The organism is Micromonospora sp. CCTCC AA 2012012 (assembly GCF_040499845.1).
GTDB classification, from domain to species: domain Bacteria; phylum Actinomycetota; class Actinomycetes; order Mycobacteriales; family Micromonosporaceae; genus Micromonospora; species Micromonospora mangrovi.
Genome location: NZ_CP159342.1, coordinates 5,413,258 through 5,439,024, shown reverse-complemented (window position 1 = coordinate 5,439,024; position 25,767 = coordinate 5,413,258). Strand labels below are relative to the sequence as shown.

The following is a 25,767-nucleotide window of genomic DNA, read 5'->3' as shown; positions in this document are numbered from 1 at the left end:
CGGGAGATAGTGTCGGGCGGAAACGCACCGCCGACCTACCGCCCGTGACGGGCCGCTGTCCAGCCAGGGAGGGTCATGCCGGCCGACCGAGACCATCACAGCGCCCCCGGAACGGGGCAGCCGACCAGCCTCTGGCCGGGTCAGGACATCCCGCGCCAACACGGCTCGCCCGATCCCGGGCCGGCCCTGCCCTGGCCGGACGACACGGCCGCGGCCCGGCCGGCACCGCCGGCCGCCCGGTCGTACCTGCCCTGGCCGGACGGCGACCGGCCGACACAGCCGGTCGACGGCGGACAGCCGTGGCCGGTCGACGGCCACCAGCAGCAGTGGACGGCGGGTGACGGCTACGCCCAGCAGTGGGCGGAGGGTGCCGCATCGGCCCACGGCCACGCGCAGCAGTGGGCCGGTCCGGCCGTCCTCGAGGACCGGGCGTGGCCGTCGGCCGGAGCGCCACCGGTCGGCCTCGCCGAGGAACCGTCCTGGTCGGACGCGACACACCCGGCGGTCGGACCCGACGGCGTCCACCCGCCGGTGGGGGTCGACGACGCCCGTGCGCAGCTCGGACCGGCCGACGCATTTGCGCCGGGCGGCACGGACAGCGGCTACCCGCCCCCACCGGGAGGGGCTGGCCCCGACCCGCGGTTCCCCGGCCCGCCGCCGGTTCCCGCACCGTCCGGCGGCGACCGGCGTCGCTGGACGATCATCGTCGCGGCGGCGGTCGTCCTGGCCCTCGCCGGCGGCGGCGTGGCCGTGGCCACCCTGCGCGGGCCCGACCGGACACCGCCGCAGTCGATCGGCACGGCCGAGAGCGGCGTGGCCACCGCGCCCGCACCCGGCGCGAACGGTGCCCCCGCCTCCTCCGCCGGCCCCGGCGGCACCCAGGGCCTCGGCGGCCGGCCGGCCGACGCCTCACCCTCGACCGCCGCCCCCGCCGACCGGACGCCGCGCTTCGCCGGCACCCGCCAGACCCTGCCCGGCGCATCCATCGCGGTGCAGAGCGGCGAGACCTTCGCCCAGGCGCTCAACCGCTCGGACCGCACCTTCGGCACCCTCAAGATGGCCCGGGTCTTCTACCCCGGGCTGCCGCCGGCCTGGGACAACAGCCGGGCCGAGGTCGCGGACCGGACCGTGGTGGTCTCCTTCAAGGCGTCGCCGCAGGAGGTCAACACCGGCAAGTACGACGCCCGCCTGAGCGCCTGGTTCCGCTCGATCCCCCGCGACCACAACGTCTACTGGTCGTACTTCCACGAGCCCGAGGACGACGTGGAGCGGGGTGCGTTCACGGCCGCCGCCTACAAGTCGGCCTGGCGGCGGATCGCCGGGCTCGCCGACAAGGTGGATAACCCGAAGCTGATCAACACGCTGATCCTGATGTGCTGGACGCTCGACCCCAAGTCGCGGCGCAGCTTCGACGCCTTCTACCCGGGCAGCGACGTGGTCGAGACCCTCGGCTGGGACTGCTACAACTGGGGCGCCAAGTGGAAGCGGTACGCGCCCCCGCAGGAGATCTACGGCGACATGATCAGCAAGTCCAAGGAGCTGGGCAAGCCCTGGGGCGTGGCCGAGACCGGCAGTGACCTGGTGCCGGGCGACTCCGGTAGCGGGCGGGCGGCGTGGATCCGCTCGATGACCAGCTATCTCAACGACCAGCGGCCCGAGTTCGTGTCGTACTACAACCAGGTGGTCAGCCAGGGCGACTTCCGCCTCCAGGACACCCCGAGCATCCAGGCCTGGCGCTCGTTCTGCGTGGCCTGAGCCGACAGACAGGAAGAGGGCGGGTGACCGGTCGGGTCACCCGCCCTCTCCGTCGGCTCAGATGCCGCGACCGCGCTTGTGCAGCGTGCGCAGCACCCGGTCGGCGTGCACCGCCCGGCTGGCCACCGCCAGCGCCAGGTAGGCGCGCGGCTCGCGCGGATTGCGGGCCAGGGTGCGCCGGGCCCAGCGGACCGCGTCCCGCCGATTGCCCATCGCCGCCTGGGCGAACGCAATCTGACCCGCCACCCGGGCCTCGCCGTGCGGCACCGTGGCGAACTCCGGGTAGCGCCGCAACAGCCACTGCAGCGCCGTCGAGATGGTCTCCCAGCGCTGCGCGAAGTACGACCGCTTGTGCCAGCGCACCAGCACGTACGGGTCGTCCACGTTGACCAGCGGGGCGTACCGGGCGGCGCGGAGCAGGAACTCGTAGTCCTCGGCGTAGCTGCCCGGGATCTGCTCGTCGACCAGGCCGATCGCGTCGATCAGGGCGGCCCGCCGGATCAGGAACGTCGACGGGTGCAGCTCGGTCAGCCGGTCCCGCAGCAGCGCCTCCAGCGACACCCGGGACCGGTCCAGCGACCGGTCCACCGTCCGGTCGTCGTAGCTGACCCGGATGCCGCAGCTCACCAGCGCGCCGTCCGGGTGCACGTCGAGCGCGCCGAGCTGGGCGGCGAGCTTGCCGGGCAGCCACTCGTCGTCGTCGTCGCAGAACGCGACCAGGTCACCGGTCGCCGCCTCGATGCCGGTGTTGCGCGCCCCCGCCAGCCCCGGCGTCCGGGTGTTGGTGATGACCCGGACCCGCCGGTCGCCGCGGTCGGCCTCCAGCGAGCGGTCCGGCTCCGACTGGTCATAGACCACGATCGCCTCGATCGGCCCCGGGTGCGCCTGGCTGAGGATCGCGTCCAGCGCCGCCCGCAGCAGCTCCGGACGGTCCCGCGTCGGTACGACGACGGAGATGCTCGGACCACTCACTGTCATGTCTCCTCGGTTCGCGACTGCGGGGCTCGCAAGCCCGGCTCACTCCTCGCGCTCACGGTGTCTCCTCGGTTCGCGACTGCGGGTCTGTCCCGTGCTGCCCGAGGTAGCCGTAGCGGACCCGGAGCGGGAGGGTGGCCAGGCTGACCATGGCCCGGCTGCGGCGGGGCAGCCGGGTACGCCAGGCCTCGTCCCGGCGTACCTGCAACGGGCCGCCGCTGAAGCGCAGCGGGTTGCCGGCGATGCTGTGCGCCCGGACCGGCTCGGCCGGCGGATCGGTGAGGATCCGCAGCGCGTCCGGGTCGTCGGGCAGCCCGGCGAAGTCGCGGAGCCGGCGGACCGTGCCGGCCGGGTCCGCGGTGAAGTCCTCGTAGCGCAGCCGGAGCACCGACGCCCGCGAGGCGAGCAGGTGGAACGCCGCGTTCTGCGCCGTCCACAGCTTGCTCACCTCGAACGGGGAGAAGGTGGGCATGAAGTCCTCGCCGTCGACCACCTCGGGCCGCCGGACCTGCTTGCCCCACGAGTACGCCACCGCGCGGCTGTCCCGCACCAGGTGCAGCACCCGCAGGTCCAGCCCCTCGGCCCAGCGCAGCGCGAAGGCCAGCGAGGCGTGCTTGCTGGAGTCGACGACCACCCGGGCACCGGTCACCTCGGTCGCCGCCCGGTAGATGCGGGTGTAGAGGTCGGCGTACCGGCGGACGTCGGCGAGTTCGTCCGCACCGAGCGAGCCCTTGGCCAGCCGGGGGATGTGCCGGGTCCGGTCGACCCGGTCCTTCAGGGCCAGCGTCTCGTCCCGGTCCACCTGCGACCAGCCACCGAAGGCGCGCTCACCGACCTGCTGCCAGAACGGGCAGGCGGTGAAGCGTTCGCCGCAGCCGCACCGCTCGTCCGCGCCGAGCGCCCGCTCCCAGAGGTGCACCACCTCGCCGACGGCGCAGACGTCCGGGCTCTGGGCGAGGAGCAGTTCCAGCAGGGTGGAGCCGCTGCGGCCGAGACCGCCGACGAAGAGCACCCGGGGCAGGTCGGGCGTCGCCTCCGGGGTCACCCTCGCCGTCCACCGGCGCGCTGGCGTACCCGGCGGGCCACCAGGTCGTCGACGACCTGACCGACCCGGGCCACCGCCTCGGCCCGCGGGTCCGGCCGGTCCGGGTCGGCGGCGAGCACGAAGCGCGACGGCTCGGCCACGCCCTCGTCCAGGGCGGCCACCAGTTCGGCCTCCGACTCGCAGAGCCGGACCAGGCCGGCCGCGCCGAGCCGACGGGAGAAGAGCTGCTGGTGGTTGTCGACGTGCTCGTCGTGGGCCGGGTTCCGGGGCACCACGATCGGCAGGTGGCCGGTGCGGCGTGCCTCGGTGATGGTGGCCGGGCCACCGTGGCTGACCACCAGCGTCGCCTCGGCCATCGCCCGCTGGAGTTCCTCGTGGCCGAGGAACGGGGTGGCCTCGGGCAGTCGCGGGGCGCGGCTGTGACCGTACTGGAGCACCACGCGGATGGCGTCCGGACGGCCGGCGTGCCAGCGCTCCAGCCACTCCACCAGCCGGTCGAAGCGGTGCACGTCGGTGCCGACCACGGCCAACACGTACGGCACCGCGCCGCGCTGCCGCGGCACGAACGCGCTCACCGGGACTCCTTCGTTCGCGACTGCGGGGCTCGCAAGACCGGCTCACTCCTCGCGCTCACAGGAGATTCCCCACGACGGTCGCCTCCGGGTACATCCGGCGCTGCTCCTCCCACTGCACGAGCATCGCCGACAGGAACGGGCGGCAGAGCCGGGCGGTCAGCGTCGCGCTGTCGATGCGGTCGTACACCTCGATGTAGACGGTCGGGACGCGGCGCAGCCGGGCCGCGACCACGAACGGCACGGCGACCCCCGCGCCGGTGGTGACCACCGCGTCCACCCGGCGACGGCGCAGCACCCGGAACGCCAGGAAGGCGTTGCGGATCAGGTTGCGGACGTTGCGGGTGGTGGGGTGGTAGGCCCACACCACGTCCTCACCGTCGAGCAGCGACCGGGCGTCCGGGGTGTCGAACGTCACCCAGGCCCGGTGCCGGTCCCGGTACCAGGGTTCCAGCGCCAGGAGCTGGGCGAGATGCCCGCCGCTGGATCCGACCAGCAGGACCTGTCCCGAGTCCTCGGTTGACCCGCCCACCAACGTTTCCTCCCCGTCCCGTCATGACACGTCCGGATTTTCGTGAATGACCCACGGACGCGCCCTGACAACCTACTGGCGGGTGGGTGGACAACTGAAGGGGCCGTTGGACCGATCCGCTCCCGCCGGTCGGCTCACCGTCCGCTGGACGGCCCGACGGCCGGGCACCCACCCCGCCGCGTGGGCCGGTCGGCGAGGTCAGCCCCGGTGCCGGGGCCGGAGCACCCGAATCTTCACGTGGTGTGTCAGGATTCCGTCACCCGCTCCGGACGAGCGTCGACGTGGACGCCGCGCCGTGGCGGGTCGGCGCGGAGGCCGGTGCCCCGCCGAATGGTCACACGAGGGTCGGCCGAACTGCGCGGACTGCCTACACCCGGGCAGTCTTGCCGGGCGTGAGCGGACTTCCCCTCGTCGTTCGGATCGGGGACACTCGAGTCCACGGTCCGGTCCAAGCTGCGCCGTGGACTGCCCGGCTCGGTCGAAAGGGAGCGACAGAATCCGATGCCCTCACCCCACCTGGCCGAGAGCGACTCCGACGGACCCGTCCTGATGGCATATCTGGGCTGGCTCCGCCGCCGCTGGTGGATCCTGCTGCTGGCAGCGCTCCTGGGCACCGCCGGTGGGCTGGCGGTGAGCCAGGTCCAGCAGGCCCGCTACACCTCCACCACCTCACTGCTGGTGCGGCCGGTGGGCGCGGGTGGCGGTGACAGCAACCCGAACGCGAAGGTCAACCTCGACACCGAGGCCCAGGTGGTCCGGTCGCTCGTCGTCGGGGAGCGGGCCCGCGTCCTGATGAAGAGCAGCACCCCGGTCAGCGAGCTGGTCGATTCGGCGAGCGTCAACGTGCCGCCGAACAGCCAGGTCCTCCAGGTGTCGTACGAGGCGGACAGCCCGAAGCAGGCGCAGGCCGGCTCGCACGCCTTCGCCCAGGCCTACCTCGACCTGCGCCGGGCCACCGCGCAGGCTTCGCTGGACAGCCAGGTCAAGAGCCTCCAGCAGCAGATCACCGAGTTCACCAGGCAGCTCACCGCGGCCGCCGGCAAGGCCGCCGCGGCGCCGGCCAACTCGGTCGAGCGCAAGCGGGCCGAGGCCGACCAGAACCTGCTCACCAACAACATCACCTCGCTGAACAACCGGCTCAGCCCGCTGCTCTCCGAGGCCGTCGACCCGGGCGAGATCATTTCCGACGCCCCGCTGCCCGACAGCCCCAGCTCGCCGAACCGCACCCTCAACCTGGCCAGCGGCCTCGGTGCCGGCCTGCTCCTCGGCATCGTGCTGGCGATGGTGCTCGACCGCCTCGACACCCGGGTCCGTCGGGGTCGGGACATCAGCGACCGGACCGGGCTGCCGCTGCTGCTGGAGCTGCCGCAGAAGACGTCGGCGGTCGGCGTGCTGCCCGCCACCCACAAGATCTCCCGGGAGCTGGGCCGGCTGCGCAACGTGCTGCTCTCCACGGTGCCTCCGCCCCGGGAGGCCGGACGCGGGCGGCTGCTGCTGCTCTGTGATGCCTCGTCCGGCTCGGCCGCCGGCTTCGTCGCCGCCAACCTCGCCGCCGCGTACGCCCGGACCGGGCAGCAGGTGGCGCTGCTGAGCACCAAGCCGGACTCCACGCTGACCACCATCACCGGCGTCACCGAGGGCCGGCACAGCCTGGCCGCGGTGCTCCGGCGGGACGTCCCGGCGCTGAAGGCGCTGACCCCGGTGCCCGGGCTCGGCCAGCTCCGGGTGCTCGTTCCGGGTGACCTCGAGGCCGACGTGGAGCTGCCGGTCGCGGCGCTGCTGGAGATCCTCTCCGAGCTCTCCGCCCGCTTCGACCACGTGCTCATCGAGACCGCCCAGCCGACCGTGGCGGTCGAGGCGCAGGCGCTCGGCCGGCACGTCGACGCGGTGATCGTGGTGGCCGAGACCGGCCGGACCCGCAGCGGCGAGATCAGCGCCGCGCTCCAGCAGTTCGAGCAGGTCGACGCCCCGGTCCTCGGCGCGGTGCTGGCACCCCGGATGCCGGCCTCGGCCGCGCCGGCGAAGCCCGCCCCGACGGTCGCGAAGCCCCGGCCCCGACCCAGCCCCGGCCCGTCCGCGGGTGCCCCCTCCGTGGAGTCCACCATGGTGCTGCCCCGGATGACCCCGTCCCCCACGGGCGCCTCCGCCGGGACGGTCAAGCCGGCCACCGCACCCAAGCCGGCCGGTCAGGTCAAGCCGACGGGGCAGGCCAAGCCGCCCGCCCCCGCGGGACCGGTGCCGGTGACCGGCAGCGGCCACGGTCACGGCAGCACCTACCGCTCCCGCGGCGACGCCGGTTCGGTCGACGGCTCCGGCCGCAGCTACGCCCTCGACTCCGGCGAGGACCTGGGGTGAACCGACGGCAGATGCTCCGCGCCGCCCTCGTCCCGACCCTGGTGCTCGGCCTGGCCACGGCCTGCAGTGAGCCGCAGCCGGCCGGCAGCACCGACGTGGTCGACCCGGGTACGCCCGCGACGCCCAGTGCGAGCCCGACGCCGAGTCAGCCGGCGGCGCCGCTGACCGGCCTGCCGGTCGCCTCCGCGGCGGTGGCGGCCCGGCCGGCGGTCGCGGTGCCGATCCGGGTCACCCCGGCCACCACGCCGGTCGGGCTCGGCTCGGCGGACCTGGTCTACGCCGAGTTCGCCGAGTCCGACAGCCTGCACCTGACCGCCGTCTTCCACTCGAAGGACGCGACCAAGGTCGGGCCGGTCACCGAGATCCGCCCGGTCGACATCCGGACGCTCGGTGTGCTGCACCCGTTCGTCGGCTACGCCGGCGGCCCGACCGGTTTCCTCAGCCAGTTCGAGAACTCCAAGCTCCCCGGGGTCACCCCCGCCGACGACGGCGACAAGGTCTTCTCCTCCGACCAGACGTCGACGGCGGCGCTGCTCAAGGCTGCCCCGAAGGGCATCCAGCCGCCGCCGGCCGTGCTCGACTACGGGACCCCCGGGGCGGCGCTGGCCGGGCGGGACCTGGTGCCGGCCCAGGAGCTGACCATCAGCGTCCCGGGCGGTCCGCCGCAGGTCTGGCGGTACGACGCGGCGAAGTCGACGTGGGTCGGCAAGGTCGGCACGACCACGGTCACCGCCGCCAGCGTGCTGGTCCTCACCATGGAATACAAGACGCTCGAGGTGCGGAAGCCGTCGCCGCGTTCGTTGCCGTCGGCGAACGTCTTCGGTGAGGGGGCCGCGGTGGCGGTCTCCGGCCCGTCCAGCGCGAAGGGCAAGTGGCGCAAGCCCGGGCTCGACAAGGTCTGCAACGTCACCGACCTCAACGGCGACCTGCTGCACCCCGCGCCGGGCAACGCGTGGGTGTTCTACGTGCCGAGCACCGCCAAGGTCACCATCAGATGAGTACGGTCACCCCGAACCGCCCGGCGCGCGGTGCGGCGCCGGTCGTCGAGGGCGTACCGGTCTCGTCGGCGTCGACGCGGGCCCCCGCCCGGTTCAGGTCCCGGTCGCTGCGGGTGCCCACCGGGTGGCCGCTCACGGCGCTGTTCCTGCTCTATCCGGTGTGGTGGGCGCTCGGCGTCTCCACCTTCATCGTCGTCATCCTCGCCGTCCCGATGGCGATCCAGCTCTACCGCCGCGGGTCGGTACGGGTCCCGCCGGGCTTCGGCATCTGGCTGGTGCTGCTGCTCTGGGTGCTGCTGTCGGTGGTGATGCTCGGAATCACCGCGCCGGACACGCTCCCGCCGAGCGGCAGCGGCCGGTACATCGGCTGGGCGATCCGGCTGGCGAACTACGTGGCGATGACCGTGGTCATGCTCTACGTGCTCAACCTGAGCGAGCGGGAGCTGCCCCGGCGGCGGGTGATCCGCAACTTCGGCTTCATGGGCGTCGTCGTCGTGATCGGCGGCTGGCTGGGCTCGCTCTTCCCCACCGCCGGCTTCGTCGCGCCGCTGCGCTTCATCCTGCCGCAGTCGATCGCCGCGCAGCCCTTCGTCGCCGGGCTGATGGACGTCAAGTTCGCCCAGGTCCAACAGGTGATCGTGGGCGAGGCCAGCTCGCCGCGACCGTCCGCGCCGTTCGCGTACACGAACTCGTGGGGCGAGAACACGGCGCTCCTGCTGATCTGGCTGATCGTCGGCTGGGTGGTGCTGGGCGGCCCGGTGCGGCGGATCCTCGGCATCGCGATCGCGCTGGCGGCGATCTTCCCGATCATCTACTCGCTCAACCGGGGCCTCTGGATCGGCCTCGGCATCTCCGCGGTCTATGTGGCGGTCCGGCTGGCGATGCGCGGCCGGATGGCGGTGCTCGGCGGGCTGGCCCTGGCGGTCGGGTTGATCGGCATCCTGATCATCGCCACCCCGCTCGGCAAGACCTTCGACGAACGGCTCCAGAACGGCCACAGCGACGACATCCGGACCACGCTCTCCGAGTCGGCCATCACCGCCGCGAACCACTCACCCGTCCTCGGGTACGGCGGCAACCGGGCGCTGATCGGCAGCAACCGGTCCATCGCCATCGGCAAGACCGACGACTGCAAGCAGTGCGGCAACCGGGAGCTGGGCAGCAACGGCCAGCTCTGGGCGATGCTGGTCAGCCAGGGCTACGTCGGCGCGCTCTGTTACAACGGTTTCTTCCTCTACAGCCTCTGGCGGTACCGCCGCGACCACAGCGCGATCGGGATCGCCGGCAGCCTCGTCCTCGTCCTGATGCTCTTCTTCCAGTTCACCTATGGCGCGATGGAAGCCTCCCTCGCCTACGGCCTGATCTCGGTCGCCCTGCTCGCCCGCAACGACCGGCTGCGCCGGGCCGTCGCGCCGGCGCAGCCGAAGGGCACCGTGGGTGGGTTGCGGGCCCGACTCGAAGCAGCCGGTGACCACTGATGGTGTTCCGTGTCCCGCCGGACGGCGACGGCCGTTCCGCGTACCTGGCCGACCTGGCCGGGCTGATCTGGCCCGCGCCGGCCGAACCGACGCTGCGCAGGGGCGGACGGGACGGCTGGGTGGTCGTACCGTCGGCGGCCCGACCGCGGCTGCTGGTGCCCACCGGGTCGGGGCGGGCGGCGGCGAGCGCCGTCCGGCACTCGACCGAGGCGGTCGGCCGGAAGGCGAAGCTGGTCCGGCAGGGGCTGGCCACCGCGTTCCGGCTGGGGTTGGGGCCGCTGGTGTTCCGGGACCGGGTGGCCGTGACCGGTGGCGGGCTCGACGCGTACCTGGCCGAGGTGCTGGGCACCCCGGCGCTGGTCAGCATGCACATCGGGCCGGCCCGGGCGAACCGGAAGCCGGTGCTGCAACTGCTCGGCTCGGACGGGCGGGCGCTGGGCTTCGCCAAGCTGGGCGTCGACCCGCTCACCCGGACCCTGGTGGACGTGGAGGCGGCGGCGCTGCGCCGGCTGGCCGAGCTGCCGCTCGGGCCGGTGACGGTGGCGCGGGTGCTGTACCACGGCTACTGGCACGGGCACGCGCTGCTGGTGCAGGAGGCGCTGCCGGTGCGGCTGCCCCGGGCCACCCCGGCCGCCGCCGAGGCGGCGGAGCGGGCCGCGATGGTGGCGGTGGCCGGCTGTCTCAGGGTGCGGCGCCGGTCGTACGCCGGTAGTTCGCACGCGACCCGGCTGGCCGAGGCGATCGACGCGCTGGGCGGGCGGCCGGAGGCCGGCCGGCTGCAGGCGGTGCTGAAGGCCGTCGCGGACGCCGACCCGACGGTCGCCTTCGGCGCCTGGCACGGCGACTGGAACGGCGGCAACAGCGCGGTCCTCGCCGACGGTCGGGTGCTGGTCTGGGACTGGGAGCGGTTCGAGGGCGACGTGCCGGCGGGCTACGACGCGCTGCACCGCGCGGTGCAGACCGCCATCGGTCACGACGGTCTGGAGCCGACGGACGCGGCGCGGGCCCTGATCGCCGGCGCGGCGGGCACGCTGGCGCCGTTCGACTCCGCCGGCCGGGACGCCGACCTGGTGGCGGTGCTCTACCTGGTGGAGCTGGCCACCCGCTATCTGCGGGACCGGCAGGCGGAGGCGGGTGCGCGACTGGGGCATGTCGACGCCTGGCTGCTGCCGGCCGTCGAGGAGCACCTGGCCCGTCGGGCCCGGTGAGAGTGAGGAGTGGGGACGTGACGGTGGCCAAGGAGCAGGCGCTCCGCGCGGTGAAGTCGATGAGCAGGACGGTCGGCCGGCTGACCGCCGGGAGCCGGATGGCGCCCGGATTCCTGATCGTGGGGGCGCAGCGCTGCGGCACGACGTCGCTGTTCAAGACGCTCTCCCAGCACCCGGGGGTGCTGCCGCCGGCCTACCACAAGGGCGTGCACTACTTCGACACCGACTATCACCGGGGGATGAACTGGTACCTCGGGCACTTCCCCACCACCGCGAAGGCGGAGGCGGTCCGGGGGCAGCTCGGCGTCCGGGGGATCACCGGGGAGTCGAGCCCGTTCTACATGTTCCACCCGCTGGCCGGTCAGCGGATCGCCACGGACCTGCCCGGGGTGCGGCTGCTGGTGCTGCTGCGCGACCCGGTGGAGCGGGCGTACTCGGCGCACTCGCACGAGCTGGCCCGGGGCTACGAGACCGAGTCGTCGTTCGAGCGGGCGCTGGAGCTGGAGCAGGAGCGGACCGCCGGCGAGCGGGAGCGGATGACCGCCGACCCGACCTACCTGAGCTACCACCTCCAGCACAACGCCTACCTGGCGCGGGGGCGGTACATCGAGCAGTTGGAGCGGCTGGAGGCGCTGGTCGGCCGCGACCGGCTGCACGTCATCGACAGCGACGACTTCTTCGCCGACCCGCGTCCGTCCTTCGACGCGGTCTGCGACTTCATCGGCCTGCCCCGCTGGGCGGACATCTCCTTCGGCAAGCACAACTCGCGGTCGCGGTCGCCCATGTCGGCCGAGCTGCGTGGCCGCCTGGAGGAGCACTTCGCCCCGTACGACGAGCGGCTGGCCTCCTGGTGGGGACGCGTGCCGTCGTGGCGGCGGTGACAAGGACGGACGCCGGTGACGCCCCGACGGTGATCCTGCCGGCCGTCGGCGGACCCGCCGCGCCCGGCGCGGGCCTGGGCGGCGCGGCCCGGCAGGGCTTCGCGAACCTGGTCGGGGTCGGCATCGCGGCGGTGGCCGGCTTCGGGCTGAACATCGTCATCACCCGGGGCTGGTCGGTCCGGGACGCGGGCATGTTCTTCGCCGCGACGAGCGCCTTCATGATCGCCGTGTCGGCGGCCCGGCTGGGCACCGACGTCGGCACCGTCTATTTCGTCAGTCGGCAGCGCACGCTCGGCCAGCGGGACCGGATCCGGGGCACGATCCTGGTCGGGCTGCTGCCGGTGCTGGCCGTCGGGACACTGCTCGCCGGGGTGGGCTGGCTGGCCGCGCCGGCGCTGGCCCGGCTGACCATGCCGGAGGCCGGTCCGGGCGCGGTGACCGCGCTGCGCGTCCTGCTGGCCTTCGTGCCGCTGGCCGCGCTCAGCGACTACGCGCTCGCCGCCTGCCGGGGCTTCGGGCAGATGCGTCCGCTGCTCACCGTGGAGCGGCTCGGTCGTACGCTGATCCAGTTCGTGGCGGTCGCGACGGCCGCCTGGCTGGGTCTGTCGGCCACCCGCGCGTTGCCGCTGGCCTGGGCGGTCCCCTATCTGTTCGCCGCCGCGGTGGCGCTGGCCTGGCTGGGTCGACTGGTCCGGCGCGCCGAACGGGAGGTCTCCCGGCCGGTGCCGACGGCCGAGCTGGCCGGGCCCTTCTGGCGGTTCACCGGGCCCCGGGCGTTGAGCAGCCTGGCGGCCATCATCGTGCAGCGACTCGACATCGTGCTGCTGAGCGCGCTGCGCGGGCCGGCCGACGCGGCGGTCTACACGGCCGCGACCCGGTTCCTCGCGCTGGGCCAACTCTCCAGCGTGGCGCTGGCCGGCTCGGTGCAGCACCGGATGGCCGCCGCCTTCGCCCGCTCCGACACCGCCGAGGCGCGGCAGCTCTACCAGGCCGCCACGGGCTGGCTGGTGCTGCTCTCCTGGCCGGCGTACCTGATCTTCGCGGCGTTCGCCGGGCCGATGCTGTCGCTCTTCGGCTCCGGCTACGGCGCGGGCCGCCGGGTGGTGCTGCTGCTCGCGCTGACCATGCTGGTGGCGACCGGCTGCGGCATGGTGGACATGGTGCTCAACATGGCCGGGCGGACCGCGTGGACCTTCTACAACGCGATGGCCGGCACGGTGGTCAACGTGGTCACCAACGTCGCGCTCATCCCGGTGTACGGCGTCCTCGGCGCCGCCCTGGCCTGGACCGCGTCCATCCTGGTCACCAACCTGGTGCCGTTGGCCCAGCTCTGGTGGTCGCTGCGGCTGCACCCGTTCGGCCGCGGCACCCGTACCGCGATGGCCCTCGCCGTCGTCTGCTTCGGCCTCCCGTTGGGGCTGGCCAGCCTGCTCGGTGCCGGGGCACCGCTGCTCGCCGTGGTGGCCGTGGCCGGCGCGGCGGCGTACCTGGCCGGTGCCTGGCGCTGGCGGACCACCCTGCACCTCGACGCGCTCCGCACGCTGCGGCGCGGCCGGAACCGTTCCGGCCCGACGCCCGCCGCACAGTCGTGACCTGCCCCTGCGTACCGATGGGACACCGATGACCAGCAGCACGCCCCTCGCCCCGCACACCGGCCTCTCCGCGGTGAAGGCCGCGAAGCTCGCCGCCGTCGGTCTGGTGGCGGACCGGAAGGAACGCCGCGAGTTGGAGCGGCCGGTTCCCGCCACCAACCGGAAGCTGAGCCTGAAGGTCGAGCGGCCCATCTTCATCCTCGGCGCGCCGCGCTCCGGCACCACCTTCCTGGGCAGCTGCGTCGGCGCGCTGCCGGAGGTGTCCTACCATTTCGAGCCGCGGCTGACGAAGGCCGTGGCGCGCTGCGTCTACGAGGGCAGTTGGACGCCGCAGCGGGCGGCCCGTTACTTCCGCGGCTACTACGGGGCGCTGCTGGCCGCCTCCGGGCACGGCGGGCTGCGGTTCGCGGAGAAGGACCCGGAGAACTGCTTCATCGTGCCGTTCCTCACCGAGGTCTTCCCGGACGCGGTCTTCCTGCACGTCTACCGGGACGGCCGGGACGTGGCGGTGTCGCACGCCGAGCAGCCGTGGCTGAACGCCTCCTCCACCGGCACCGGCAGGAGTGGCCGGGGCGGTACGCCGTGGGGCGCCGCACCCCGGTTCTGGGTGGAGCCGGAGCGGCACGAGGAGTTCAGCCGGGTCTCCGACCTGGCCCGTTCGGCCTGGATGTGGCGGCGGTTCACCGGCAGCGCGCTGACCCAGTTGGCCGAGCTGCCCGCCGACCGGGTGCGCCACCTGCGCTACGAGGACATCGTCAGCCGCCCCGCGGAGGCGGCCGAGGTGGTCGCGGACTTCCTGCAGGTCGAGGACGCGGCGGGGCGGCAGGCGCTGCACGCCCGCTTCGGCAAGGCCCGGCCGAACTCGGTGGGCCGGTGGCGGGCCCGGCTCGACGAGAACGACCTGGCCGACGTGCGGGCGCAGGCCGAACCACTGCTGACGGAACTCGGCTACACCACGTGAACGCCGGCCCACTAGTAGAGTGCATGAGGTCGTCCGCCCGCCCCGGCGGAGCACCCCGCCGTCGCGGGGTGGTCGGGGCCTCCTGACAGCCGGGCCGACGACCATCCTGGGGAGAGGTTGCGGTGGTGGCTCGACTACGGCGGACGATGGCGGCTGTGCTCACTCTGGCCCTGGTGGGCCCGGCGGTGGCGGCGTGCGACTCGGAGCAGCCGGACCGGCAGCAACAGCCGGGCCCGACGGCGACGGCGCCCACTGTGGAGCCGCGTACGGCTCCGGTGCGGACCACCGGGCTGGGACCGGAGCCGCCGGCGGAGGGCGCCTGGCTGGGTGCCTGGGTGAAGCCGCAGTTCCACACCGCGACCGGGCGGGCCACCGCGCTGGAGGAGTTCGACCGGGCCGCCGGCGGCAAGCTCGCGCTGGCGCACATGTTCCACCAGTGGAACGAGCCGTTCCCGGGCGCGACGGAGCAGGCCTTCCAGAACCTGGGCAAGCTCCAGATGATCTCCTGGCAGGGCACCGACACCCGCTCCACGACCAGCGGCATCTACGACTCGATGATCCGTCAGCGGGCCCAGGAGCTGAAGGCGTTCGGCGTGCCGGTGCTGCTGCGGTACCGCTGGGAGATGGACCGGCCCAACCTGGCGGCGAGCATCCACTCGCCGGAGGACTACGTGGCCGCGTGGAAGCACATCCGGGCCATCTTCACCGAGGTCGGGGTCACCAACGCCGGCTGGGTGTGGTGCCCGCACGCGGACGGCTTCGCCGAGGACGAGCGGGCCGCCGAGGCGTACTACCCCGGTGACGACCAGGTGGACTGGCTCTGCGCCGACGTCTATCCGAGCCCGGAGTGGAACAGCTTCAGCAACCGGATGGACCACTTCATGGCCTTCGCCCAGAAGCACCCCCGGCCCGTGGTGATCGGCGAGTTCGGTCTCACCCAGGAGGGCCGGCCGGGGCAGCGGGCCGGCTGGTTGCGCGAGGTCGGGCCCTATCTGAAGAAGCACCCGCAGATCAAGGCCGCCCTCTACTTCGCCGCGAAGCAGACCCAGAAACCGCTGTACGACAGCACGTTCGGCAACGACCCGGAGAGCGCGAAGGTCTTCCGGGAGATGGCGACCGACCCGTACTTCACGCAGCCGCCGCCCGACCTCTCCCCGTCCGTCGGGGCGTCGGCCACCCCGGCTCGATGATCACCCCTCGTCTTTTCGTGTGACCTGCACGGATTGCTTGGTCAAAAAGGCGTTCCGGGGTGGACGCGGGGCGGCCGAATGCGAGAGGGTGTTGCTTTCACGTCTGCGGTCGGCCGCCCGGGCGCCCCACCCCGCGCCGATTTCCGGTCCCGATCGCAGCGTCTCCGACGTGCACCCGGAGTTGCCTGTGGCTTCCTCGTTACTGAGACACCGTTCGGTGTCCGCGCTCGGCGCCGCCATTCTCGGCATCGCCACGCTGTTCACCCCCACTCCCGCGCTCGCTGCGGGGCCCGGCCACGACACGCTGGTCTCGGACGTCTCGTCCAGCCTGTCGCCGAACATCATCGACGGCAACGTGGTGGCGATCTACGACGCCGGCACGAAGATCATCGCCGCCGGTTCGTTCACCCAGGCGCAGAACCGCGGCTCCTCGCAGCCCGTCGTGACGCAGAAGTACCTGCTCGCCTTCGACAAGGCGACCGGCAAGATCGACACCGCCTTCGCGCCGGTCCTCGACCGGGCGGTCACCGCGGTGATCGCCGGTCCCACCCCGGGGACCTTCTACGTCGCCGGTGAGTTCACCACGATCAGCGGGGTCAACAAGCGCAAGCTCGCCCTGCTGAACGTCGCGGACGGCTCGCTGGTCACCACCTTCAAGGCGCCGGCGTTCAACGGCACCGTCAACGACATCGCCAAGGTCGGTGACCGGCTGCTGGTCGGCGGCATCTTCAGCACCGCCGGCACCGCCACCCGCAACGGTCTGGCGTCGGTGGACGCCACCACCGGCGCGCTGGACGACTACCTCACCACGTCGCTGACCGAGCACCACAACTGGACCACCGGCAGCACCGGTGCCTCCGCCGGCATCGGCCCGGAGAAGCTCGCGGTCTCGCCGGACGGCACGCAACTGGTCGTCATCGGCAACTTCAAGAAGGCCGACGGCGTCGTCCACGACCAGATCGTCCGGATCAAGCTGGGCGACACCTCGACCAGCATCGTCGACTGGAACACCGACAGCTACTCGCCCGCCTGCAAGTCGGCCGCGTTCGACTCGTACGTGCGGGACGTGGCGTTCTCGCCGAGCGGCAAGTTCTTCGTCGTGGTGACCACCGGCGCTCCGTACCCGGGCACGCTCTGCGACTCCGCGGCCCGCTGGGAGACCTCGGCCACCGGTGCCGGCCAGGTGCCCACCTGGGTGAACAACAGCGGCGGCGACACCTTCCTCTCGACCGGAATCAGCGAGGAGGCCGTCTACGTCGGCGGTCACTTCCGTTGGGCCAACAACCCGTACGGCAAGGACCAGGCGGCGGCGGGCGCCGTCGGCCGGGCCAGCATCGCCGCGCTCGACCCGGCCAGCGGCCTGCCGCTGTCGTGGAACCCGGGCCGCAACCCCCGCGGCTACGGCGTGACCGAGATGCTGGTCACCCCCGAGGGGCTCTGGCTCGGCAGCGACCAGGACTGGATCGGCAACTTCGACGCCAAGCGCGGAAAGATCGCCTTCTTCCCGCTCTCCGGTGGCAACGCCCCGCACTCCACCAGCACCAAGGGCCTGCCGGGCAACGTCTACCAGGCCGGCCGGGCGGCGCAGACCGAGGTGCTCTACCGGATCAACGCCGGTGGCCCGACGGTCAACGCCATCGACGGCGGCCCGGACTGGGCCGGTGACACCGCCACCGCGCCGAGCCCGTTCCACAACACCGGCAGCGCCGTCTCGACGTACACGACGAACGCCACGTTCGACTCGACCGTCCCGAGCAGCACGCCGATCTCGCTGTTCAACAGCGAGCGGTGGGACCAGAACACCGCCCCGGACATGCAGTGGGACCTGCCGGTCCAGGCGGGCACCCGGGTCGACGTCCGGCTCTACCTGGCCAACCGGTACGCCGGCACCGGGACGGTGGGCAAGCGGAAGTTCGACGTCAGCATCGACGGCGTACTCAAGCTGAACGACTTCGACCCGGTGGCCGCGGCGGGCGGCACCGACAAGGGCACGATGCGGTCCTTCTCGGTGGTCAGTGACGGCATGGTCGACGTCGACTTCGGTCGCGTCCTGGAGAACCCGCTCGTCCAGGGCATCGAGGTGGTCAAGACCGCGCCGACGCCGACCGCGTCCGACGTGCTCTACCGGGTCAACGCCGGTGGCGACACGCTGGCCGCGTCCAGCGGGCCGAGCTGGGCCGGCGACACCACCGCCGCGCCGAGCGCCTACCACAACACCGGCAGCGACGTGACCGCCTACACCACCAACGCCACGCTGGACTCGACGGTGCCCGCGGGCACCCCGGTGGCGCTCTACAACGCCGAGCGCTGGGACCAGGTGACCGACCCGAACATGGAGTGGGACTTCCCGGTCCCCGCGGGTCAGCAGGTCCAGGTGCGGCTCTACCTCGCCAACCGGTACGCCGGCACCGCGACGGTGGGCAAGCGGAAGTTCGACGTCAGCATCGACGGCGTACTCAAGCTGAACGACTTCGACCCGGTCGCCGAGGCCGGTGGCACCAACCGGGGCACCATGCGCGCCTTCGCCGTCACCAGTGACGGCAACGTCGACGTCGACTTCGGTCGCGTGCTCGAGAACCCGCTGGTCCAGGGCATCGAGATCGTCAAGATCCCGGCCGTCCCGTCGGCCACCACGGCCAACACGGTGACCAAGCGCTCGTACGACGGCACGACCACGGTCGGCTCGCCGTCCACGGTCGCCAACCCGGACGGCACCTCCTGGTCCACCGTCAAGGGCGCCTTCTGGGTGGGTGGCGACCTGTTCTACGGCATGAACGGCGCGCTCTACCGCCGCTCGTTCGACGGCACCGACTTCGGCAGCCCGTCCAAGCTGGACCCGTACCACAACGCCAAGTGGGACCTGGTGCAGACCGGTTCGGCCCCCGAGGGGCAGACCTACGCCGGGGTCACCACGAACTTCTACGCCGAGATCCCGAACGTGACCGGCATGTTCTACAGCGCCGGCCGGATGTACTACACGCTGGCCGGTCAGAGCACCCTGTTCTGGCGCTGGTTCACCCCGGACACCGGCACCGTCGGCGCGGTGCGCAACACCGTCACGGGCACCACGGCCTTCGCCGACGCCGGTGGCGTCTTCCTGGACGGCGACACGCTCTACGTCGTCTCCCGGAACACCGGCAACCTCTCCACGATGAGCTGGTCGAGCGGGGCCCCGACGGGTGCCGCCACGGTGCGCAGCGGCCCGGGCGTGGATGACGTGGACTGGCGCGGCACGGCGGTCTTCGTCGGTCCGTGACCTGAACACCTGCACGAAGCGCGATGGCCCGGCCGAATTCGGCCGGGCCATCGCCCGTTCCGGGGTCCGGTGCCGTCCGCCGTGGCGGCCGGCGCCGGCTCAGGCCCGGGTCGGGGTGCGGTCGCGGGCCCAGACCCGCATCAGGTCGCGTACCGAGATCACCCCGGTCACCTCCCGGCCCTCCAGGACCACCAGGTGCCGGAAGCCGCCACGCGCCATGGCGGCGGCCGCCTCCTCCACCGTCCAGTCCGGGCCGGCATAGACCGCGTCCCAGGTCAGGTGGGCGGCGGTACGTTCGACGTCGCAGTCCAGGCCGGCGCCGATCGCGTTGAGCACGTCGCGTTCGGTCATGATCCCCACTCCCTCGGAGTCCGGGTCGATCACGACCGCCGACCCGACACCGCGGGCCGACATCATCCGGGCCGCCTCGCGGAGCGTGTGCTCCGGACCGACCACGAGCACGTCGCTGGACATCGCTTCTCGAACCTGCATCACGCATCACCCCTTTGGGACCGCGGCACCGGTACGGACATGGTGGGCCATCGATGCGTACCGGGACAAGGCCGGGCATCGCCGGAATCGGCCCGGCTCGCTACTGTCTTGACGTGCCCACCGACCCTCTCCGCTGCGCCGGCGCGCTGATCGTGGACGACGACGGCCGCCTCTTCTTCCAGCGCCGGTCCGCCGAGCGGCGCCTCTTCCCCAACTGCTGGGACATCGTCGGCGGCCACCTCGAACCGGGCGAGGACGTCGAGGACGCCCTGCGCCGGGAGGTCGCCGAGGAGACCGGTTGGAGCGTCTCCCACGTGCTCGGGACGGTGGGCGAATACCGCTGGACCGGCGACGACGGGCGGGAACGGGTGGAGACGGATCTGCTCGTCCGGGTGGACGGCGACCTGGCCCGACCGCGGCTGGAGGCGGGGAAGCACACCGAGTTCCGTTGGTTGGGCGAGGGCGACGTGGGGGTGCTGGACGAGCACCGGGACGTCGATGACGGGCAGCTCCGGCGGATCGCCGAGGACGCCTTCGCCGCGCTCCGTTCGATCGGTCTGTGAACGACCAGGTCGAGCTGGCGCCGCACCGGTTCGCCGGGCTGATCGCCCCGGCGGTCGACCGGGCCTTCGTCGCCGGCATGCTCGCCGGTCGCGACGGTGGCGGTGCCGAGCTGAGTTCACGGTACGGCGGCCCGGCGGCGACCGCCCTGCTCGTCGAGTTCCGTACCCGACTGGCCGCGCCGGGCGGAACGGTCGACGGGCCGGGCTTCGCGGCGGTGACCCGCTACCGGGATCCGGCGGCCTGCCAGCGGACGCTGGACCGGCACGTGGCGCACGGCATGGTGCACCGCCTGCCGGACGGCGGCTTCGCCGCCACCGAGCGGGGCATCGCCTTCCTGGCCGAGATCTACCAGGTGCACGGCGAGGTCACCGAGGAGCTGTGGGCGGGCCACGACGACCGGGTGGTCCGCCTGGTGGAGGCGCTCGGCCGGCTGCTCGCGTACGCGCTGGTGCTGGCGGAGCCGGCGGGGCCGGGGGCGTTCGGCACGATGGCCCCACCGCACGAGCCGGAGGGCACCCCGCCGGGGGTGCTGCTGCTGAACCGGCTGAGCACGCTGCGCTACCACCGGGCGGACGCGCACGCGGCGGCGTGGGGTGCGGCGGGGCACACCGCGGCGAGCGTCGCCGAGCTGCCGGCGGGGCCCGAGCTGCTGGCGATCGAGTTGGAGACCGACCGGCGGGCCGCCGGCCCGTACGTGGTGCTGACCGCCGAGGAGCGGCTGACGATGCTGGCGGACCTGGCGGCGCTGCCGGGGTGAGGCACGGTTGGCGGCGGCCCGGCGGTGCTGCGGCGCTATCCTCCACCGGTGACGAGGAGTCGTACTGAGGAAGGTGCCGGCATGATCGGGATGGTGCTCGCGGCCGGTGCGGGGCGCCGACTGCGCCCGTACACCGACACCCTGCCCAAGGCGTTGGTGCCGGTGGACGGTGAGATCACCATCCTGGACATCGCGCTGCGCAACCTCGCCGAGGTCGGGCTGACCGAGGTGGTGATCGTGGTCGGCTACGCGGCGGACGCGGTGGTCGCGCGGCAGGCCGCCCTGGAGGAGAAGTACGGCGTGACCATCACGCTGGTGCACAACGACAAGGCCGAGGAGTGGAACAACGCCTACTCGCTCTGGCTGGCCCGGGAGCACTTCGCCCGGGGCGTGCTGCTGGTCAACGGCGACACGGTGCACCCGGTGAGCGTGGAGAAGACCCTGCTGGCCGAGCGTGGTCCGGGCATCCTGCTGGCCGTCGACACCATCAAGGAGCTGGCCGAGGAGGAGATGAAGACCACCTTCGACGCGGCCGGTCAGCTCACCCGGATCACCAAGCTGATGGACCCGGGCGAGGCGTACGGGGAGTACATCGGCGCGACGCTGATCGAGCCGCAGGTGGCCGGTGCGCTGGCCGACGCCCTGGAGGCGACCTGGCGGCGCGACCCGAACCTCTACTACGAGGACGGCTACCAGGAGTTCGCGGAGCGGGGCGGCGAGGTGCGGGCGGCGCCGATCGGTGACGTGTCCTGGGTCGAGGTCGACAACCATGCCGACCTGGCCCGGGCGCGGGAGATCGCGTGCCGCTACTAGCCCGGACGATCCTCACCCCGCTGCACATCGACGTGCGGCGGGGTGCGGTGGCGGATCTGGCCGCGATCCTGGTCGACGGGCGGATCTCGTCCGGCGGCGACGTGGCGGTGGTGGTCGGCCCCGGGCAGGGCGAGCAGATCGCCGAGCTGATCCGGCCGTCGTTGCGTTCGGCGGACGTGTTCACCGTGGCCGGCGGCTCGCTGGACGCCGCCGACGACCTGGGCGCGAAGCTGCGCGCCCGCTCGTACGACGCGGTGGTGGGGATCGGCGGCGGCAAGACCATCGACGTGGCGAAGTACGCCGCCACCCGGCGCGGCCTACCGATGGTGACCGTGGCGACGAGCCTGGCGAACGACGGCATCGCCTCCCCGGTGGCGAGCCTGATCACCGACGGGATCAAGGGCTCGTACGGGGTGCACATCCCGATCGCGGTGATCGTGGATCTGGACTTCGTGGAGGCCGGCCCGGAGCGGCACAACCGGGCGGGCATCGGCGACGTGGTGAGCAACATCAGCGCGCTGGCCGACTGGGAGCTGGCCCGGCAGGTACGCGGCGAGCCGGTCGACGGCCTGGCCGCCTCGCTGGCCCGGATGGGCGCGGAGGCGGTGCTGGCGCACCGGGGCGACATGACCGACGACGCGTTCGTCACCGTGCTCGCCGAGGCGTTGATCTCCAGCGGCCTGGCGATGGCGGTCTGCGGCACGAGCCGCCCGTCCAGCGGCGGCTGCCACGAGATCATGCACGCGATCGACGCGCTCTTCCCCGGCACCGCCTCGCACGGTGAGCTGGCCGGGCTGGGGGCGCTCTTCTGCACGTTCCTGCGGGGCGACGACCGCCGCTTCGCCGAGATGTCGGCCTGCCTGTCCCGGCACCAGCTGCCCCGGCTCCCTGCCGACGTAGGACTGACCGACGACCAGTTCGTCGAGGCGGTGCAGTTCGCCCCGGCGACCCGCCCGGACCGCTACACCATCCTGGAGCACCTGGCGATGTCGCCTACCGAGACGCGGGAGCGGCTGGCAGACTACGCCGGTGCACTCCGCGACCTTGGCTGAGCCGTCCCGCCCCACCGTCACCGACTTCCACCGGGTGAACCGGGGCGGCGGCCTGTTCAGCGAGTCGGTCAGCCAGTGGCTGGGCGCGGTCTTCGCGCTGGTCGCCCAGCGGCTCGGGCTGCGCCCGACCGCGCTGACCATCACCAACCTGCTGCTCGGCCTGGCCGCCTCGGTCACCGTGGTCGCGCTCGCCCCCGAGGTCGCCGCCGGTTCCGTCCCGGCCTGGGTGGTCGGGCTGGTCGCGCTGGTCGGCTGGCAGGTCGCGTACGCCCTGGACTGCGCCGACGGGCAGCTCGCCCGGGTGACCGGTCAGGGCAGCCCGGCCGGTGCGCGGGTCGACGTGCTCTGTGACGTGGCCGCCCAGATCGCCCTGGTCACCGCCCTCGGGGCGACCGCCGTGGCGCAGCGTCCGTCGACGCCGACCTGGCTGGTGGCGGTCTTCGCCGGCACCTGGATGGTCAACCTGGTCACCTCGGTGATGCAGGCCGGCCCCAACGCGGCCAGCATGGTCACCTCGACCTCCCTGCCCGTACGCCTGGTGAAGCTGGTCCGCGACTATGGCGCGGTCATCTTCCTGGCCGGCCTGGTGCTGATCTTCGCGCCCGCGCTGACGGTCTGGGTGATCGTCGCCTTCACCGTCGTCAACGGCGGCTTCCTGCTGGCCAGCATCGCCTTCTCCGCCCGCGCCTCGCTGCGCTGATCCGCACGCCGACGGCGTCCCGCCGGGCGGCGGCACCCGGTCGTTCCCCCGCGCCCCCGAGTTCGGCCGCGTCCCCGAGTTCGGCCGCGTCCCGGAGTTCGGCCGCGTCGGGCGAGCCGCGTGGGGCGAGCCGCGTCGGGCGAGCCGCGTCGGGCGAGCCGCGTCGGCGGCACGGCACCCCTGCCCGCTCCCTTTGCTCTGCTGCAGCGGACGCAACACTCGACGGGTCCTGCTGTTGCGTCCGCTGCAGCAGAGCAAAGGCGGGGAGCAGGGTTCCTTCCGGGCCGACGACACGCCGGATGGGAGGGCCCGACGACACGCCGGGCGAGAGGGGCCCGACGACACGCCGGACGGGAGGTCAGCGAGCGGTCGCCTGCCGCGCCACGTCGGCGTAGATGTCGATGAGGCGCTTGGTGACCACGTCGGGGTGGAAGGTGCGCTCGTAGCGGGCCCGCGCGGCGGAGGCCGACGCGGCGGCACCGGCCCGGGCCGCCGGCAGCGCGGCGGCCAGCGCGGCCGGCTCCGGGGCGACGACCCAGCCGGCCTCGCCCGGCGTGGTACCGGCCGGCAGCGGGGTCGGCGCGGCACCGGAACCCGCGACGGCGGAGTGGGCGGCGGCCGGACCGGTGCCGACCGGTTCGCGGGGGCCGTCCGCGCCGACCAGGTACGGGATGCCGCCGAGCGCGGTGCCGAGCACCGGCCGGCCGCTCGCCAGCGCCTCGATGATCACGGTCGGCAGCACGTCGTGCCAGGTGGAGGTGGCCAGCACCACGGCGCTGGCGTCCAGCGCGGCGCGTACCCCGGCGCGGTCGAGCGGGCCCAGGAACGTCACGTCGGCCCGTTCCGCGGCGGCCGCCTCGACCAGTGGCCGCAGCTCCCCGTCACCGGCGATCCGCAGCGGGCCGAGCGCGCCGTCCGGGTGCCGACGCCACGCCTCCAGCAGCAGGTCCAGGCCCTTCTCCGGGGAGAGCCGGCCGAGGAAGAGAAAGCCCTCGCCGAGCGGCGCGGGGGAGCCCGGGTCGGGGATCGCGTTCGGCTTGACCACGATCCGCTCGTCCGGGATGCCGTAGTCCCGCAGGTGGTCGGCGACGGCCGAGGTGAGCGCGATGAACCGGTCGACGGACTTCCAGGTCGGCCGGTGCACCGCGAGCGTGGTGGCCATCAGCGCGCTCTGCGCCCGGGAGCCCCGGTAGCAGCGGTGCACGATCGCCGGCACGCCCAGCGCCCGCCCCCGGCAGTCCTGACAGATCACCCCGTCCCGGAAATAGAGCCCGGAGGAGCAGACCTGCCGGTAGTTGTGCACCGTCTGCACCACCGGCACGCCGTGCCGGTGCGCGGTCCGCACCACCCAGGGCGAGAGCAGGGGGTACGGGTTGTGCAGGTGCAGCACGTCCGGCCGGTGCCGGGCGAGCAGGTCGCTGAGTTCCTGCTGAGCCTTCGGCGCCCAGATCGGCGAGATCGGCAGCAGTGCCTTCGCGGCCTTCGACATCGACGGGATCTCGTCGGAGCTGCGCAGGAACGGCAGCACCTCCACACCGGCGGCGGTGAGCTGTTCGATCTCCGCGTCGACGATGGTGTTCTCGCCGGACGGCTGGGCTTCCCGGTACCGGTTGTGCGCCACCACGATTCTCACGGAGCTTGCCTTTCGTTCGCGACTGCGGGACTCGCAAGCTCATTCCTCGCGCTCACCGGAAAGAAGGCTACCGTTGTGTGATGCCTGAGCTACCGGAGGTGGAAGCGCTCGCCGGCTATCTGCGGGAGCGCGCCGTGGGGCGGCGGGTCGACCGGGTCGAGGTCGCCTCGATCAACGCCCTGAAGACGTACGATCCGCCGCCGAGCGCGGTCGCGGGTCGGCCGGTGGTCGACGCGGGCCGGCACGGCAAGTTCCTCGACGTGGTCTTCGACGGCGGCCTGCACCTGGTGGTCCACCTGGCCCGGGCGGGCTGGCTGCACTACCGGGAGGCGTTCCCGTCCACGGTGCCGCTGCGCCCCGGCAAGGGCCCGATCGCCCTGCGGGTACGCCTCGACGACGGCTCCGGGTTCGACCTGACCGAGGCCGGCACCCAGAAGAAGCTCGCCGCCTATCTGGTGACCGACCCGGCGCAGGTGCCCGGGGTCGCCAAGCTGGGCCCGGACGCGCTCGGTGCCGACCTGGCCACCTTCGCCGAGCGGCTGCGCAGCCGGCGGGGGCAGGTCAAGGGGGTGCTGACCGATCAGGCGGTGCTCGCCGGGATCGGCAACGCGTACTCGGACGAGATCCTGCACGCGGCGAAGCTCTCGCCGTTCGCGCTCACCGACCGGCTCACCGACGACCAGCTCGCCACCCTGCACGCGGCGACCCGCGCGGTGCTCGGCGACGCGGTGCGCCGCTCGGCCGGCCAGCGGGCCGCGGAGCTGAAGGGGGAGAAGCGGTCGGGGTTGAAGGTGCACGCCCGGACCGGGCTGCCCTGTCCGGTCTGCGGCGACTCGGTGCGGGAGGTCTCGTTCGCCGACTCCAGCCTCCAGTACTGCCCCACCTGCCAGACCGGCGGGAAGCCCCTCGCTGACCGTCGGTTGTCCCGACTCGTACGGTGAGTAACAACACGGTCTGG

The 25,767-nt window shown here is 73.1% G+C and carries 22 protein-coding genes; 16 read left to right on the top strand and 6 right to left on the bottom strand.

The annotated features are described in order from the left end of the window. Positions 1-75 precede the first annotated feature (75 nt). Positions 76-1,755 (top strand): hypothetical protein, encoded by a 1,680-nt coding sequence (locus ABUL08_RS24385; RefSeq protein ID WP_350932306.1) that lies wholly within the window; start codon positions 76-78, stop codon positions 1,753-1,755. A 57-nt stretch (positions 1,756-1,812) separates the two neighbouring features. On the opposite strand, the gene ABUL08_RS24380 is transcribed toward ABUL08_RS24385, so the two are convergent. The 4 genes from ABUL08_RS24380 to ABUL08_RS24365 form a co-directional block, all read right to left on the bottom strand. Further along, positions 1,813-2,733: a glycosyltransferase family 2 protein gene (locus ABUL08_RS24380; RefSeq protein WP_350932305.1), complete on the bottom strand. Its 921-nt coding sequence runs from the start codon at positions 2,731-2,733 to the stop codon at positions 1,813-1,815. 52 nt (positions 2,734-2,785) lie between these two features. Next, entirely contained in the window at positions 2,786-3,775 is a 990-nt protein-coding gene (locus ABUL08_RS24375; protein WP_350932304.1) for a sulfotransferase family protein, read from the bottom strand. After that, complete coding sequence (locus tag ABUL08_RS24370; protein WP_350938822.1) at positions 3,772-4,308, bottom strand: glycosyltransferase; 537 nt, start codon at positions 4,306-4,308, stop codon at positions 3,772-3,774. Before ABUL08_RS24370 ends, ABUL08_RS24375 begins: the two co-directional genes overlap by 4 nt. A gap of 97 nt (positions 4,309-4,405) precedes the next feature. Beyond that, complete coding sequence (locus ABUL08_RS24365; protein WP_350932303.1) at positions 4,406-4,882, bottom strand: UDP-N-acetylglucosamine--LPS N-acetylglucosamine transferase; 477 nt, start codon at positions 4,880-4,882, stop codon at positions 4,406-4,408. Positions 4,883-5,380: 498 nt separating this feature from the next. On the opposite strand from ABUL08_RS24365, the gene ABUL08_RS24360 reads away from it, so the two are divergent. The 9 genes from ABUL08_RS24360 (at position 5,381) to ABUL08_RS24320 (ending at position 18,798) form a co-directional block, all read left to right on the top strand. Further along, positions 5,381-7,234, top strand: coding sequence for a Wzz/FepE/Etk N-terminal domain-containing protein (locus ABUL08_RS24360; protein ID WP_350932301.1), 1,854 nt, complete (start codon positions 5,381-5,383; stop codon positions 7,232-7,234). Beyond that, a complete protein-coding gene (locus ABUL08_RS24355) occupies positions 7,231-8,232 on the top strand; it encodes a DUF3048 domain-containing protein (RefSeq protein WP_350932300.1) in 1,002 nt (333 codons plus the stop codon). The genes ABUL08_RS24360 and ABUL08_RS24355 overlap by 4 nt, the downstream gene beginning before the upstream one ends. Beyond that, positions 8,229-9,710: an O-antigen ligase family protein gene (locus ABUL08_RS24350; protein WP_350932299.1), complete on the top strand. Its 1,482-nt coding sequence runs from the start codon at positions 8,229-8,231 to the stop codon at positions 9,708-9,710. The genes ABUL08_RS24355 and ABUL08_RS24350 overlap by 4 nt, the downstream gene beginning before the upstream one ends. Continuing rightward, entirely contained in the window at positions 9,710-10,918 is a 1,209-nt protein-coding gene (locus ABUL08_RS24345; protein ID WP_350932298.1) for a hypothetical protein, read from the top strand. Before ABUL08_RS24350 ends, ABUL08_RS24345 begins: the two co-directional genes overlap by 1 nt. Positions 10,919-10,935: 17 nt before the next feature. Further along, positions 10,936-11,799 (top strand): sulfotransferase domain-containing protein, encoded by an 864-nt coding sequence (locus ABUL08_RS24340; RefSeq protein ID WP_350932297.1) that lies wholly within the window; start codon positions 10,936-10,938, stop codon positions 11,797-11,799. Next, positions 11,796-13,391: a lipopolysaccharide biosynthesis protein gene (locus ABUL08_RS24335; RefSeq protein WP_350932296.1), complete on the top strand. Its 1,596-nt coding sequence runs from the start codon at positions 11,796-11,798 to the stop codon at positions 13,389-13,391. Before ABUL08_RS24340 ends, ABUL08_RS24335 begins: the two co-directional genes overlap by 4 nt. Before the next feature lie 28 nt (positions 13,392-13,419). Then, positions 13,420-14,352, top strand: a complete 933-nt coding sequence (locus ABUL08_RS24330; RefSeq protein WP_350932295.1) for a sulfotransferase family protein — start codon at positions 13,420-13,422, stop codon at positions 14,350-14,352. Between the two features lie 146 nt (positions 14,353-14,498). After that, positions 14,499-15,542: a glycoside hydrolase family 26 protein gene (locus tag ABUL08_RS24325; RefSeq protein WP_350932294.1), complete on the top strand. Its 1,044-nt coding sequence runs from the start codon at positions 14,499-14,501 to the stop codon at positions 15,540-15,542. A 217-nt stretch (positions 15,543-15,759) separates the two neighbouring features. Beyond that, positions 15,760-18,798: a malectin domain-containing carbohydrate-binding protein gene (locus ABUL08_RS24320; protein ID WP_350932292.1), complete on the top strand. Its 3,039-nt coding sequence runs from the start codon at positions 15,760-15,762 to the stop codon at positions 18,796-18,798. A 99-nt stretch (positions 18,799-18,897) separates the two neighbouring features. On the opposite strand, the gene ABUL08_RS24315 is transcribed toward ABUL08_RS24320, so the two are convergent. Continuing rightward, positions 18,898-19,290 carry a CBS domain-containing protein gene (locus ABUL08_RS24315; RefSeq protein WP_350932291.1) on the bottom strand — a complete coding sequence of 131 codons (393 nt, stop codon included), beginning with the start codon at positions 19,288-19,290 and terminating at the stop codon, positions 18,898-18,900. A gap of 113 nt (positions 19,291-19,403) precedes the next feature. Between ABUL08_RS24315 and ABUL08_RS24310 the strand changes: the two genes are divergently transcribed. The 5 genes from ABUL08_RS24310 (at position 19,404) to ABUL08_RS24290 (ending at position 23,176) form a co-directional block, all read left to right on the top strand. Continuing rightward, entirely contained in the window at positions 19,404-19,853 is a 450-nt protein-coding gene (locus tag ABUL08_RS24310; RefSeq protein ID WP_350932290.1) for an NUDIX hydrolase, read from the top strand. Next, positions 19,850-20,611, top strand: a complete 762-nt coding sequence (locus ABUL08_RS24305) for a hypothetical protein (protein WP_350932289.1) — start codon at positions 19,850-19,852, stop codon at positions 20,609-20,611. Before ABUL08_RS24310 ends, ABUL08_RS24305 begins: the two co-directional genes overlap by 4 nt. Positions 20,612-20,692: 81 nt before the next feature. Further along, entirely contained in the window at positions 20,693-21,424 is a 732-nt protein-coding gene (locus tag ABUL08_RS24300; protein ID WP_350932288.1) for a phosphocholine cytidylyltransferase family protein, read from the top strand. After that, positions 21,412-22,476, top strand: coding sequence for an iron-containing alcohol dehydrogenase family protein (locus ABUL08_RS24295; RefSeq protein WP_350932287.1), 1,065 nt, complete (start codon positions 21,412-21,414; stop codon positions 22,474-22,476). Before ABUL08_RS24300 ends, ABUL08_RS24295 begins: the two co-directional genes overlap by 13 nt. Continuing rightward, the gene (locus ABUL08_RS24290) at positions 22,454-23,176 is read left to right on the top strand and encodes a CDP-alcohol phosphatidyltransferase family protein (protein WP_350932286.1); all 723 of its coding nucleotides are present in this window, start codon (positions 22,454-22,456) and stop codon (positions 23,174-23,176) included. Before ABUL08_RS24295 ends, ABUL08_RS24290 begins: the two co-directional genes overlap by 23 nt. A gap of 358 nt (positions 23,177-23,534) precedes the next feature. On the opposite strand, the gene ABUL08_RS24285 is transcribed toward ABUL08_RS24290, so the two are convergent. Beyond that, positions 23,535-24,809, bottom strand: coding sequence for a glycosyltransferase family 4 protein (locus ABUL08_RS24285; protein WP_350932285.1), 1,275 nt, complete (start codon positions 24,807-24,809; stop codon positions 23,535-23,537). 80 nt (positions 24,810-24,889) lie between these two features. On the opposite strand from ABUL08_RS24285, the gene ABUL08_RS24280 reads away from it, so the two are divergent. Then, positions 24,890-25,750, top strand: a complete 861-nt coding sequence (locus ABUL08_RS24280; RefSeq protein WP_350932284.1) for an Fpg/Nei family DNA glycosylase — start codon at positions 24,890-24,892, stop codon at positions 25,748-25,750. Positions 25,751-25,767: the final 17 nt, after the last annotated feature.